Annotated in this window: 12 protein-coding genes; 4 read left to right on the top strand and 8 right to left on the bottom strand. The window is 65.5% G+C overall.

Features of this window, described 5'->3' with window-relative positions:
* Window positions 1–233 (top strand): hypothetical protein (locus tag E4L98_RS30250; protein ID WP_167761464.1); only part of this gene is annotated, 233 nt, incomplete at its 5' end.
* Entirely contained in the window at window positions 230–1,228 is a 999-nt protein-coding gene (locus E4L98_RS26795; RefSeq protein WP_135204591.1) for a response regulator, read from the top strand. The genes E4L98_RS30250 and E4L98_RS26795, both read left to right, overlap by 4 nt.
* On the opposite strand, the gene E4L98_RS26790 is transcribed toward E4L98_RS26795, so the two are convergent.
* The 8 genes from E4L98_RS26790 to E4L98_RS26755 form a co-directional block, all read right to left on the bottom strand.
* On the bottom strand, window positions 1,229–2,449 hold the full coding sequence (locus E4L98_RS26790) for an aminotransferase class I/II-fold pyridoxal phosphate-dependent enzyme (RefSeq protein WP_135204590.1): 1,221 nt from the start codon (window positions 2,447–2,449) through the stop codon (window positions 1,229–1,231).
* Window positions 2,450–2,545: 96 nt separating this feature from the next.
* The gene (locus tag E4L98_RS26785) at window positions 2,546–3,910 is read right to left on the bottom strand and encodes a sensor histidine kinase (protein WP_135204589.1); all 1,365 of its coding nucleotides are present in this window, start codon (window positions 3,908–3,910) and stop codon (window positions 2,546–2,548) included.
* Window positions 3,907–4,617, bottom strand: a complete 711-nt coding sequence (locus tag E4L98_RS26780; protein ID WP_135204588.1) for a winged helix-turn-helix domain-containing protein — start codon at window positions 4,615–4,617, stop codon at window positions 3,907–3,909. Before E4L98_RS26780 ends, E4L98_RS26785 begins: the two co-directional genes overlap by 4 nt.
* Before the next feature lie 33 nt (window positions 4,618–4,650).
* Window positions 4,651–5,769 carry a glycosyltransferase family 4 protein gene (locus E4L98_RS26775; protein ID WP_135204587.1) on the bottom strand — a complete coding sequence of 373 codons (1,119 nt, stop codon included), beginning with the start codon at window positions 5,767–5,769 and terminating at the stop codon, window positions 4,651–4,653.
* 2 nt (window positions 5,770–5,771) lie between these two features.
* Window positions 5,772–6,938 (bottom strand): glycosyltransferase family 4 protein, encoded by a 1,167-nt coding sequence (locus E4L98_RS26770; protein WP_167761463.1) that lies wholly within the window; start codon window positions 6,936–6,938, stop codon window positions 5,772–5,774.
* Window positions 6,935–7,840: a GDP-mannose 4,6-dehydratase gene (locus tag E4L98_RS26765; RefSeq protein WP_135204585.1), complete on the bottom strand. Its 906-nt coding sequence runs from the start codon at window positions 7,838–7,840 to the stop codon at window positions 6,935–6,937. Before E4L98_RS26765 ends, E4L98_RS26770 begins: the two co-directional genes overlap by 4 nt.
* Window positions 7,841–7,857: 17 nt before the next feature.
* On the bottom strand, window positions 7,858–8,901 hold the full coding sequence (gmd, locus tag E4L98_RS26760; protein WP_135204584.1) for a GDP-mannose 4,6-dehydratase: 1,044 nt from the start codon (window positions 8,899–8,901) through the stop codon (window positions 7,858–7,860).
* Window positions 8,902–8,990: 89 nt separating this feature from the next.
* Entirely contained in the window at window positions 8,991–11,267 is a 2,277-nt protein-coding gene (locus E4L98_RS26755; RefSeq protein ID WP_135204583.1) for an NADP-dependent malic enzyme, read from the bottom strand.
* Window positions 11,268–11,570: 303 nt separating this feature from the next.
* Here E4L98_RS26755 and E4L98_RS26750 point away from each other — a divergent pair, with 303 nt between their 5' ends.
* Complete coding sequence (locus E4L98_RS26750) at window positions 11,571–11,972, top strand: hypothetical protein (RefSeq protein ID WP_135204582.1); 402 nt, start codon at window positions 11,571–11,573, stop codon at window positions 11,970–11,972.
* A gap of 14 nt (window positions 11,973–11,986) precedes the next feature.
* The coding region (gene thiL / locus E4L98_RS26745) for a thiamine-phosphate kinase (RefSeq protein ID WP_135204581.1) at window positions 11,987–12,797 on the top strand (811 nt) is incomplete at its 3' end.

Below are 12,797 nucleotides of genomic sequence, written 5' to 3'. Positions count from 1 at the left end.
CCTTCAATCCGGCCGTCGCGCGGCAGAAATCCGCCGCGCTGCTGCCCTTCCTGCAGCGCGGCGCGCTGAACGACGCCGCCATGGAAGCCCTGAGCGCCGCCCTCACCGGCGCGCCGACCGACCTCGCACAGCAGCTGGCCGCCGTGCGGGACGCCATTAACGATTTCGATTTCCCGCAAGCGCACACCGCTATGCAGGCATTGCTGGACAGCCTGTCCACGGAGAACGCATGAGAACCACCCATCAGCCTCACCAGCCGCAGATTCTTGTGGTCGACGACGAAGCCAGCAACCTGCAGCTGCTGCGCCACATCCTGCAGGATCACTACCGCCTGCTGTTCGCCAAGGACGGCCCGCGCGCGCTGGAGCTGGCGCGCTCGGAACAGCCGCAGCTGATCCTGCTGGACGTGATGATGCCGGGGATGACCGGCTATGAAACCTGCCGGCTGCTGAAGGCCGACAAGGTGACGCAATCGATCCCGGTCATCTTCGTCACCGCGCTGAGCGATCCCGACGACGAGGTGATCGGCTTCGAGGCCGGCGCCGTCGATTACATCACCAAGCCGGTCAGCCCGCCCATCGTCAAGGCGCGTGTGCGCAACCACCTGTCGCTGGTGGGCGTGGATGAGCTGAAAAAGACACGCCTGGAGATCGTCCAGCGCCTCGGCCTGGCGGCCGAGTACAAGGACAACGAAACCGGCCTGCACGTGATCCGCATGAGCCACTACGCCCGCATCCTCGGCCTGGCGGTGGGCATGAGCGAGGCCGAGGCGGAAGACCTGCTGCACGCGGCGCCGATGCACGACGTCGGCAAGATCGGCATCCCGGACAGCATCCTGCGCAAGCCCGGGCCGCTCGATCCGGACGAGTGGAAGATCATGCAGACGCACGCGCTGATCGGCGGCGACATCATCGGCAAGCACGCCGCCGGCATGCTGGCCATGGCCTATGACGTGGCCATGACCCACCACGAGAAATGGGACGGCAGCGGTTATCCCAACGGCCTGTCGGGCGAGGAGATTCCGCTGGTCGGCCGCATCATCGCGATTGCCGACGTGTTCGACGCGCTGACCTCGGCGCGGCCCTACAAGGAAGCGTGGTCGGTGGAGAAGACGGTGGAATTCATGCTGGGCCAGCGCGACAAGCATTTTGAAGGCCGGCTGGTCGACCTCTTCTTTGAACAGATGCCCGCGCTGCTTGAGATCAAGGAGCGCTGGGCAGAGCATTGATTATGCCACCAGGCGTTCGCCGCGCCCGGCCAGGCGCGCCATCACGCTCACCGCGTGATCGATCTGCGCCCCGGTGTGGCCGGCGTTCATCATGAAGCGCAAACGGGCCTGGCCCACCGGCGCGGCCGGGAACTGGATCGAGTCCACGTGCACGCCCTCGCGCCGCAGTTCCATGGCATGGCGCTGGCACGTCTCGGCGTCGCCGATCAGCACCGGCAGGATCGGCGTCTGGGTCGAGATGATGGTGTAGCCCAGCGGCTGCATCCGCTCGATGAAATAGCGCTGGTTGTCCCACAGGCGCTGGCGGCGCTCCGGCTCTTCTTCCAGGATGTCCAGCGCGGCCAGCAGCGCCGCCGCCTGGTCCGGCGGCGGCGGGCAGGTGAAGCCGTAGGCGGAGCTGGTCAGCCGGATCACGTCCGCCACATCCTTTTCCACCGCCACGAAGCCGCCGATCGAACCGAGCGCCTTGCTCAAGGTCCCCATCTGCATGATGTTGGCGCTGTAGCAGTCGAAATGCTCGGAAGTGCCGCCGCCGTGCGCGCCGAGGATGCCGGTGGCGTGGGCGTCGTCGACGTACAGCAGCGCGCCGAAACGCTCGGCCAGCGCCACCAGTGCCGGCAGCGGCGCGATCGTGCCTTCCATGCTGAACACGCCGTCGCTGACGATGATCGGCGTGGTGCCGTCGGCGGCGCCGGCCTGCAGCAGCGATTCCAGGTGATCCATGTCGCAGTGGCGGTAGTTGTAGCGCAGCGCGCCCGACATCTGGATGCCTTCGCGGATCGAGATGTGATTGAACTCGTCCGAGTAATAGGCGTACTTGTGGCGCTTCTTCGGCCGGAAGCCATGCAGGCGCGCCAGCGTGGCCGCCTTGACGATGGATGACAGCACGCCGATGTTGGTCATGTAGCCGGTGACGAACAGCACCGCGTCGCTCTTGTGCTTGAGCGCACCGAGACGCCGTTCCAGCTCGCGGTAAACCTCAAGGTCGCCGCCCAGCAGGCGCGATTCGCAGTTGCCGACGCCGTAACGCTCCAGCCCCTGCTTGGCCGCGGCCACCAGGCGCGGATGGTTGGCCAACGCCAGGTAATTGTTGGTGCTGAACGAGACCACCGTCTCGCCCTGCGCCAGAAAGGTCGGATCGGGCAGCGTGCTGTGTACCGAAGTGTCGTGATAAACAGGATGGTGCCGCAGCCAGCTGGCGATGTCGCTTAAGTCGTGCATGTGGAATCAGGTCAGGGGAAGAACAGCCCATCATAGGACTGCCCTGCTTTCCACAAGCTTGCGGTCAGATTACCAAATGGTCACATTACGGATCGGTTAGGCCGGCGCCAGCGGCAGCACGATGCGCGCGATCAGTCCCGGCGCGCCGTCTTCCAGCACCAACGCGCCGCCGTGCGAAGTGGCGGTGGCGCTGACGATCGACAGCCCCAGGCCATTGCCCGGCAGGTGGCGGCTCTGGTCGACGCGGTAGAAGCGCTGCGTCACCTTGGCGCGCTCCGCCTCCGGGATACCGGGACCATTGTCGTGCACCGAAATCGCCGCCTGGTCGCCATGCAGGCCGGCGCGCACGTGGATGGTCGCCCCCGGCCCGGCGTACTTGATGGCGTTGTCCAGCAGGCTGGCGACCGCGCTGGCCAGCAGGTTGCGGTCGCCGTCCACGTACAGAGAGGTCGGCGCGTCCACCGTCAGCGCGATGCCGCTGTCTTCGGCGATGGCCTCGTACATTTCGCCGATGTCGGCCACCACGCGGCCCAGGTCCAGCCGCTCGAACAGGCGGCCGCGCACGCCGGATTCCGCCTCGGCGATCTGCAACAGGCGCTCGAACAGGCGAATCAGGTCGTCGATGTCGTCGATCGCGTCGTGCGCGGCGCCGGACAGGCGCGGCACCGTCATCTCGTGGCGCAGGGCGTCGTCGAGCCGGCCGCGGATGCGGCTCAGCGGCGTGCGCAGGTCGTGGGCGATGGCGTTGGAGACGTGGCGGATACCGTCCATCAGCAGTTCGATGCGGTCCAGCATGCGGTTGATGTCGCGGTTCAGCAGCGCGAATTCGTCGCTGCCGCTGACCGGAATACGCAGACTCAGGTCGCCCTCCTCGATGCGCGCGGCCGTGCGGCGGATCTCGCCCAGGCGCGCCTCGATACTGCGGCGGAACAGCAGCGCGCCGGCGATGGTCAGCATCAGCGACACGCAGGCGCCGGCCGCCAGCGCGCGCCAGATCACCTCGCGCACCGCCTCCTCTTCGCTCAGGTCGCGGCCGACGATCAGCGTGTCGCCGCCGTTCAGCGCGCGCAGGTACAGGCGCGCCGGCGCGCTGCGGCCGTTGCGCAGCACCTGCGCGGTCAGCATGTCCGGCGCGTCGCCGAGGGCCGGCCAGGAGCCGAGATTGCCGGCGACGGAGGTGCCGTCGGCGCCGACGATGCCGAAGATTTCGCGGTCGCTGTCGACGCCGTCGCTGAGCAGGCGTTGCACCTCCTGCGCCAGCGCCTTGCGGCCGTTCTTGGCGGCGGCGATATTGTCCAACAGCCGGTCCGACTGCGCCATGATCTTGCCGTCGATGTTCTGGTCGATCACGCCGATGGTGCCGCTGTAGAACACCGCCGATACCGCCACGATCGAGGCGATGCCGAGCAGGCCGTAGCCCAGTACCAGCTTGGCCGCAATCGAGGTGCGCAGTTTAATCACCCTGCAACACCCTGCTCCGCCTCGTCCGGCGGCGCCACGCCCATGCGGTAGCCGACCCCGCGCAGCGTATGGATCAGCATTACCGGGAAGTCCTTGTCGACCTTGGCGCGCAGGCGGCTGATCTGCACATCGATCACATTGGTCTGCGGGTCGAAGTGGTAGTCCCACACCGATTCCAGCAGCATGGTGCGGGTCACCACCTGGTTCTCGTTGCGCATCAGGTATTCGAGCAGGCGGTATTCGCGCGGCTGCAGCGTGATCACCTTGTTGCCGCGCGTGACGCGCAGCGTGCGCAGGTCCAGCTTCAGGTCCGCCACCTGCAGCTGGGTGCTGTCGGCGCCGGGCGCGCTGCGGCGCAGCAGCGCCTCCACGCGCGCCAGCAGCTCGGAAAAGGCGAAGGGTTTGGACAGGTAGTCGTCGGCGCCGCCGCGCAGGCCGGTGACGCGGGCGTCGATGGTGGACAGCGCGCTGACGATGATGACCGGCGTCTGCTTGCCCAGCGCGCGCAGCTTGTCGACGATGGACAGGCCGTCTATGCGCCCCGGCAGCATGCGGTCGAGGATGATGATGTCCCAGTCCTCGCTGGTGGCCAGATCCAGTCCATCGGGGCCGTTGTTGCAGGCGGTGACCATGTAGCCCGCCTCGCGCAGACCCTTGCAGATGTAGTTCGAGGTTTCCGCTTCATCTTCGATGACCAGGCAGCGCACGCGATTCTCCAGTAGACCGTGGGAGCGGCTATTTTACCTCGGCCGCGTGGTCAGTTCGCGGTACAGGTCGAGGTAGCTCTCGGCCATCTTCTCGGCGGTGAACAGCTGCCAGTAGCGCGCCTCGGCGCGGCGGCCCATGGCGGCCGCCAGTTCCGGATCGTTCCACAGCCGCGTCATGGCCGCGCGCAGCGCCTGCGGATCGCCGGGCGGCACCACCAGGCCGGTGTCGTTGTCGATGTTGATGTAGGTGGTGCCGGTGCCGATCTCGCTGGAGATCATCGGTTTGCCGAACATCGCGCCTTCCAGCAGCGAGATGCCGAAGGCTTCCGAGCGCAGGTGCGAGGGGAACACCATCGCATAGCTCAGATCCAGCAGCGCCACCTTGTCCTCTTCATCCACCGCGCCGAGAAACATCACGTGGGTCAGGCCCAGGCGCTGCGCGTGCTCCTTCAATTCCTGCTCGATCGGGCCGGCGCCGACGATCACCACCGGGTAATCGACGTTGGCCATCGCATCCATCAGGATGTGCAGCCCCTTGTAGTAGCGCAGCACGCCGACGAACAGGAAGAAACGCTCGCCGCAACGGGCACGCCATTTATCCTTCAGCGCCTCGGACGGCTGCGGATAGGTCGATTTGTCCAGACCGAAGGTGATCACGCGCGTCTTGTGCGCAAAGCGCTTCAGCACCGGCGAAGAGGCCACGTAGTTGGGCGAACTGGCCACCACCGTGTCCACGCTGTCCAGGAAGCGGCGCTTGAGCGGGCTGTACACCCGCAGCAGGTTCTTCTGGCGCACGATGTCCGAGTGGTAGGTCACCACACTGGGCTTGTCGATGCGCGCCACGAAGTGGGCGATGTCCATGAACGGCCACGGGAAGTGGTAATGGATCACGTCCGCCTTGCGCGCCAGGTGCGCCAGCTTGCGGATCGCCGCCAGCGAAAAGCCGGTGGAAGCGATCTCGAAATTCATCGGCACGCGGTGCACGGTGTGGCCTTCGATTTCCAGCTGGGCCAGCGTGGCGTCGCGCGTCAGCGTCAGCACTTCGTTGGTGACGCCCAGGCGCCCGGTGCTGGTGCACATCTGGCGTATCACCTGCTCGACGCCGCCCCAGCTGTCGGGATAATAAGTCTTGTAAAAGTGAAGGACGCGCATAGTCAGGCATTCAGCATTTCGTGATACACGGCGACGGTGCGGCGCGCCGCCGCGTCCCATGTCAGTTCCAGTGCGCGGCGCTTGCCGGCGGCGATGCAGCGCGCGCGCGCGCCGTCGTCGCGCGCCAGCACGGTCATGGCGGCGCTGATCTCGGCCACCGACAACGGATCGAATTCAAGCGCCGCGCCGGCCGCCACTTCCGGCAGCGAGGTGGTATTGGAGCAGGCCACCGGCACGCCGGCGGCGAAGGCTTCCACCAGCGGCAGGCCGAAGCCCTCGTGCAGCGATGGGAAGATGAAGGCGCCGGCGCCGGCGTACAGGTGGCGCAGGCGGCGCTCATCGGTCAGCTGGTCCAGCCACACCACGTTTTCGCCGCGCTCACGCGCCGCCCTGACCTGGCGGATCAGATCCTCGCTGCGCCAGCCCGGCTGGCCGACGATCACCAGCTGGCGCGCCGAGCGCAGCACCGGCGGCAGCGCCAGATAAGCGTCCAGCAGGCGGCCGATGTTCTTGCGCGGCTGCAGGGTGCCGACGAACAGATAATAACCTTCGCGCAGGCCGTGCAGGCCCAGCGTGACGTCGCGCTCATCGACCGGTGGCGCGTCGAGCCAGTGCGCGGCCACGCCGTGGTGGACCACGCTGATTTTTTTCTCGTCGATGCCGAAGTGCTGTACCAGTTCGCGGATCGAATAATGCGAGCCGGTGATCACATGCTGCGCCTTGCGCGCGGCCCTGATCTGCAGCCAGTTCTTCAGCTTGCGCAGTTTGGGACTGGCCCATTCCGGATGCGACACCGGCAGCGCGTCGTGCAGGGTCGCCACCACCGGGCAGTCCATGCGCACGATGTGGTAGTCGGTGGCGTGGAACAGGTCCAGCGGCGCCGCGCCCTTGCCCAGGGCGGCGCGGGTGCTCAGGTGCACCGACCGAGGCAGCACCAGGTCGCCCAGCGTCGCCACCGGGAACGACACCGGCAGCGCGCGGCCCAGCCGCACGCGCGCGGCGTCGCCGGGCGGGGCGAACGACAGGGGGAAAACTTCCACGCCGGCCTGCGGCAGATGCTCGAGCAGCGCGCGGCTGTACACGCCCAGGCCGTCCAGGCGGCCGCCGGTCAGCGCCGGTTCGGCCTTGGTCACCGACAGGCCGACGCGCAGGGGGGACTGCCGGTTCACGCCGAATACATCCAGCGCAGCGTGTCGGCCAGCGGCACCGTGTCGATGGGACCGATCACGGCGGCCAGATGGCGGCTGTCGCCGACCAGGCGCACCACTTCGTTGGCGCGCACGAAGGCCGGGTTGACGCGGACATTGATCTGGTAGCCGGCGATCCGGTTCATCATCTCCAGCGCCTCACCCAGCGAATAACCGTGACCAGAACAGATGTTGAAGGTCTGGCCGATGGCGGCCGGCGCCGCCAGCAGCTTGCGGTAGCACGACGCCACCATGCGCACGTCGGAAAAGTCGCGCCACACGTGCAGGTTGCCCAGCTCGATGTCGGCGGCGGCGCGGCGGAAGTGCGAGACGATCTTCGGCAGCAGGAAATTCTCGTGCTGGCCGACGCCGGTGTAATTGAAGGGGCGCACCACGATCAGCGGCAACTTGTCCTGCCACAGGCGCGCCATGTATTCCATCGACAGCTTGCTGACGGCATAATCGTTGGCCGGCGCGGCCGGCACGGTTTCGGCGATCACGCCGGCATCGGTATTGCCATAGATGTTCGCGCTGGACGCCAGCAGCACGGCCGACGGCTTGTGCTCCGCCGCGGCCAGGGCCTCCAGCAGATTGCGCGTGCCCACCACGTTGACGCGGTAGATCTGTTCGACGTCGCCGTGGGCGACGAAGGCGATGGCGGCCAGGTGCACCACCACGTCCGGCCGCACTTCGCGGATCATGGCGGCCAGGCCGGCGCGGTCGAGCAGATCGACCGCATATTCGCCTTCGCCGACCACATGTCCCGGCGTGGTGGTGCCGAAGATGGCGTAGCCCGCCGCGCGCAGTTCGCGCGCCACGTACTGGCCGGTGAAGCCGGACAAACCGGTGATCAGGGCACGTTTGCCCGCAGCTTCAGCAGCCATCGCCTATACTCCTGAAATCAGAACGAGAAGCCGGCTTGATTGCGGCGCAGGTCGGCCTCCACCATCATCTGGCACAGCTGCTCCAGCGTGGTCGATGGCTTCCAGCCCAGCTCACGCTGCGCCTTGGCCGGATCGCCGATCAGCAGATCCACTTCGGCCGGACGGTAGAACTTCGGATTCACGCGCACCAGCACCTTGCCGGTTTTCTTGCAGGTGCCGACTTCGTTTTCATCCTTGCCGCTCCACTCGATGGTCACGTCGACGGCCTTGAACGCCATGGTGACGAAATCGCGCACGGTTTCGGTGCGGTTGGTGGCCAGCACATAGGTGTCCGGCTTGTCGGCCTGCAGGATGCGCCACATGCCTTCCACGTATTCCTTGGCGAAGCCCCAGTCGCGCTTGGCGTCCATATTGCCCAGCTCCAGCACATCCAGCTTGCCCAGATGGATCTTGGCCACCGAATCGGTGATCTTGCGGGTGACGAACTCGCGGCCGCGCAGTGGCGACTCGTGGTTGAACAGGATGCCGGACGAGCCGAAGATGCCGTAGGACTCGCGGTAGTTGACGGTCATCCAGTGGGCGTACAGCTTGGCCACGCCATACGGGCTGCGCGGGTAGAACGGCGTGTCTTCCTTCTGCGGCACGGCTTGCACCTTGCCGAACATTTCCGAGGTCGAGGCCTGGTAGAAGCGGATCTGCGGATTGACGATGCGGATCGCCTCCAGCAGATTGACCGGGCCGACGCCGGTGATTTCCGCGGTGGTGACCGGCTGCTCGAAGGACACGCCGACAAAGCTCTGCGCCGCCAGGTTGTAGACCTCATCCGGCTGCACCGTCTGCATCAGGCGGATGCTGGAGCCGAGGTCGGTCAGATCGTACTCGACCAGCTTGAGATTCGGATGCGACTGGATGCCCAGTTCTTCGATACGCCAGAAATTGACCGAGCTGGTACGGCGGTAGGTGCCGGTGACTTCATAGCCCTTTTCCAGCAGCAGTTCCGCCAGATAGGCGCCATCCTGACCGGTAATGCCCGTAACCAGGGCCTTTTTTATTTTCTGCATGGTGTATTCAAATGAGGGGTTTACTTAGTAGCCCGATATTGTAACAGAGCGGCCGACACGCATTTCTCACCGAAATCCGCGTTTTTACATCACTTACATCTTGTTACAACGGAAAGAAAAGTCGGGGTCAGGATGTGCACCGGCTTGGCGCAGCCGAGCAGGATGGGGCCGACCGCGATGCCGTTGCCGGCCGCCGTCTTCACCAGGTTGTAGGCGATGTTGGCCGCTTCGATGTTCGGCATCACCAGCAGGTTGGCGTCGCCGGTCAGGGTCGAGCCCGGCATGATGGCGTTGCGCAGCTTGGAATCCAGCGCGGTGTCGCCGTGCATTTCACCGTCCACTTCCAGCGACGGGTCGCGCTGTTTGATCAGTTCCAGCGCGGCGCGCATCTTGACCGCCGACGGGCTGTTGGATGAGCCGAAGTTCGAGTGCGACAGCAGCGCCGCGCGCGGCGACAGGCCGAAGCGGCGCATTTCGTCGGCCGCCATGCAGGTGATGGCCGCCAGTTCGTTCGGGTCCGGATTCTCGTTGACGTGGGTGTCCACCATCACCAGCTGGCGCTCCGGCAGGATCAGCACGTTCATCGCGGCGTACACGCAGGCGCCCTCGCGACGCCCCAGCACCTGGTCGATGTAGTGCAGGTGCAGCTGGGTGGTGCCGAAGGTGCCGCAGATCATGCCGTCGGCGTCGCCCTTCTTGATCATCATGGCGCCGATCAGGGTGTGGCGGCGGCGCATTTCCAGCTTGGCGTATTCCTGGGTCACGCCCTTGCGCGCGGTCAGCTCGTAGTAGGCGTGCCAGTAGTCGCGGTAGCGCTCGTCATAATCGGGGTTGATGACGTCGAAGTCGACGCCCTGCTTCAGGCGCAGGCCGAATTTGGCGATGCGCGCTTCCAGCACGGCGGGACGACCGACCAGGATCGGACGCGCCAGTTTTTCATCGACCACCACCTGCACCGCGCGCAGCACGCGTTCCTCTTCGCCCTCGGCGTAGACGATGCGCTTGAGTTCCATCGCCGCCTTCTTGGCCACCTGGTACAGCGGCTTCATGAAGGTGCCCGAGCGGTAGACGAACTGCTGCAGGCTTTCGGCATACGCCTGCAGGTCCTTGATCGGACGCGAGGCGACGCCGGAATCCTCGGCCGCCTTGGCCACGGCCGGGGCGATCTTGATCAGCAGGCGCGGATCGAACGGCATCGGGATCAGGTAGTCCGGGCCGAACGACAGGTTGCTGACGCCATAGGTGGTGGCGACGATGTCCGACTGCTCGGCATGCGCCAGCTCGGCGATCGCATGCACCACGGCGATTTCCATTTCGCGCGTGATGGTGGTGGCGCCGCAGTCGAGCGCGCCGCGGAAGATGTAGGGGAAGCACAGCACGTTGTTGACCTGGTTCGGGTAGTCCGAACGGCCGGTGCACATGATGGCGTCGCCGCGCACGGCCTTGACGTCTTCCGGCAGGATTTCCGGATTCGGGTTGGCCAGCGCCAGGATCAGCGGATTCGGCGCCATCGACTTGACCATGTCCTGCTTGAGCACGCCGCCGGCCGACAGACCGAGGAAGATGTCGGCGTCCGGGATCACTTCGGCCAGGGTGCGGGCCGAGGTGTCGCGCGCGAAGCGTTCCTTGTCCGGGTCCATCAGTTCGGTGCGGCCCTTGTAGACCACGCCGGCCAGGTCGGTCACGTAGATGTTTTCGATCGGGAAGCCGAGATCGACGATCAGGTCCAGGCAGGCCAGCGCCGCGGCGCCCGCGCCCGATACCACCAGCTTGCACTGCTTGATGTCCTTGCCGACCAGCGAGATGCCGTTCAGGATGGCGGCGCCGACGATGATGGCGGTGCCGTGCTGGTCATCGTGGAACACCGGAATCTTCATGCGCTCGCGCAGCTTGCGCTCGATGGTGAAGCATTCCGGCGCCTTGATGTCTTCCAGGTTGATGCCGCCGAAGGTCGGTTCCAGCGCGGCGATCACTTCCACCAGCTTGTCCGGGTCCTGCTCGTTGATTTCGATGTCGAACACGTCGATGCCGGCGAATTTCTTGAACAGCACGCCCTTGCCTTCCATCACCGGCTTGGCGGCCAGCGGGCCGATGTTGCCCAGGCCTAGCACGGCGGTGCCGTTGGTGATCACCGCCACCAGGTTGCCGCGCGCAGTATATTTGAAGGCATTGGCTGGATCGATGACGATTTCCTCGCACGGCGCCGCCACCCCCGGCGAATACGCCAGGGCCAGGTCGCGCTGGTTGGTCAGTTGCTTGGTCGGCGTAACGCTGATCTTGCCTGGGGTCGGATACTCGTGGTATTCCAGCGCCGAAAGGCGCAATTGTTGACGAATAGCTTCTTTTTTCTCAGGGGACGAATCCATGCTGTACTGCCTTCCTGTGTGTGCGGTCGGAAAGCCTACGATTTTATCAGACCAGTTCTTGCAAAAAAGTAGGTATTTTCACGCACAACAAGAAGGGTTATCAGCATTTTTGATGAGTTGCGCGCAGGTTAGCCGAATTTTTAAGCGTTTAACCGAGGGATCGCGTCTACATAATCAATTTTGGAAAATAATTACTTTTCCCTATCGGCTGATGAAAACTGATTGAAAATCGCGATATTTCACCATGCGAATCAAGGCGGGGCGCAATTGCGGTAAGCTGGGCGGGCTCACCAGGAGATAGCCATGGCCGATCTGATCGTCTCTCATCGTCTTCCCGAACCCGCCGGCGCCTCGGCGCAGGGCGCCGCCTGGCAACAGTTGCTGCGCTGGCACGAAAGCGGCTTGCAGCTGTCCTTCGTCTATATGCGCTCCAAGGGCGGGCTGATGCAGACCGGCGAAGGCACGCTGGCGCAGCTGAACCTGGACACCGTCACCATCGAAGCCGGCCCCAGCCGTTTACTGATCGTGCTGCACGATGCCAGCTACGAGGCCGGCCCGCAGCTGTTCTTCACGCCCAACCTGCTGAGCCGCTTCCACGTCAACGGCGTGGCGGTGCGGCTGGCCAACCACGACTGGCTGTTCCTCTCCGACGAATCGCTGCCGGCACTCGGCATGGAAAACCTGACCAGACGCATCGAGCCATAGCGGTACAATGCCGCATGCTCTCCGAATTTGACCTCATCAAGGAATACTTCCAGCGGCCCCACCATGCCGCGCGGGCTGTGCTGGGCATTGGCGACGACTGCGCGCTGATCGCGCCCACGCCCGGCACCCAGATTGCGATTTCCTCCGACATGCTGGTGGAAGGGCGGCATTTCTTTGCCGGCGAAGATCCGCAGCGGCTCGGCCACAAGGCATTGGCGGTCAACCTGTCCGACCTGGCGGCGATGGGCGCGCGTCCGGTCGGCTTCACGCTGGCGCTGGCGCTGCCTGCCGCCGAGCGCGCCTGGCTGCACGGCTTTTCGCAAGGGCTGTTCGCGCTGGCCGACGCCTTCAACATCGAGCTGATCGGCGGCGACACCACCAGGGGACCGCTGAACATCTGCATTACCGTGTTCGGCGAGGTGCGTCCGGGCCAGGCCCTGCGCCGCAGCGCCGCCCGGCCCGGCGACGATATCTGGATTTCCGGTACGCTGGGCGATGCGCGCCTGGCGCTGGCCGGCTACCGCAAGGAACTGTCGCTCGACGCCGCCGCTTTGCAGGCCGCCGGCGCGCGCATGCATACGCCGGTGCCGCGCGTCGAGCTGGGCATGGCGCTGGCCGAACAGGGACTGGCGCATGCGGCGATCGACATTTCCGATGGCCTGGTCGGCGACATCGGCCACATCCTCAAACTGTCGCAGGTGGGCGCCACCCTGAACATCGATGCGCTGCCGGCCGGCGACGTGCTGGCCACGCGCGACGCGGCGCTGCGCCGCGCCTACACGGCGGCCGGCGGCGACGATTACGAGCTGTGCTTCACCGCGCCGG

This window comes from Duganella callida, from assembly GCF_004614165.1.
In the GTDB taxonomy this organism is placed as follows: Bacteria; Pseudomonadota; Gammaproteobacteria; order Burkholderiales; family Burkholderiaceae_D; genus Rugamonas; species Rugamonas callida.
The sequence above is the reverse complement of the archived record's forward strand: the minus strand, read 5'-3'. Positions and strand labels throughout refer to the sequence as shown.

Excerpts from the sequence above, each read along its gene's own strand:
- E4L98_RS26765 (WP_135204585.1), bottom strand. The coding sequence starts at position 7,840 with ATGGCTGCTGAAGCTGCGGGCAAACGTGCCCTGATCACCGGTTTGTCC.
- E4L98_RS26775 (WP_135204587.1), bottom strand. The coding sequence starts at position 5,769 with ATGCGCGTCCTTCACTTTTACAAGACTTATTATCCCGACAGCTGGGGC.
- E4L98_RS26795 (WP_135204591.1), top strand. The coding sequence starts at position 230 with ATGAGAACCACCCATCAGCCTCACCAGCCGCAGATTCTTGTGGTCGAC.
- gmd (WP_135204584.1), bottom strand. The coding sequence starts at position 8,901 with ATGCAGAAAATAAAAAAGGCCCTGGTTACGGGCATTACCGGTCAGGAT.
- E4L98_RS26750 (WP_135204582.1), top strand. The coding sequence starts at position 11,571 with ATGGCCGATCTGATCGTCTCTCATCGTCTTCCCGAACCCGCCGGCGCC.
- E4L98_RS26790 (WP_135204590.1), bottom strand. The coding sequence starts at position 2,449 with ATGCACGACTTAAGCGACATCGCCAGCTGGCTGCGGCACCATCCTGTT.
- E4L98_RS26755 (WP_135204583.1), bottom strand. The coding sequence starts at position 11,267 with ATGGATTCGTCCCCTGAGAAAAAAGAAGCTATTCGTCAACAATTGCGC.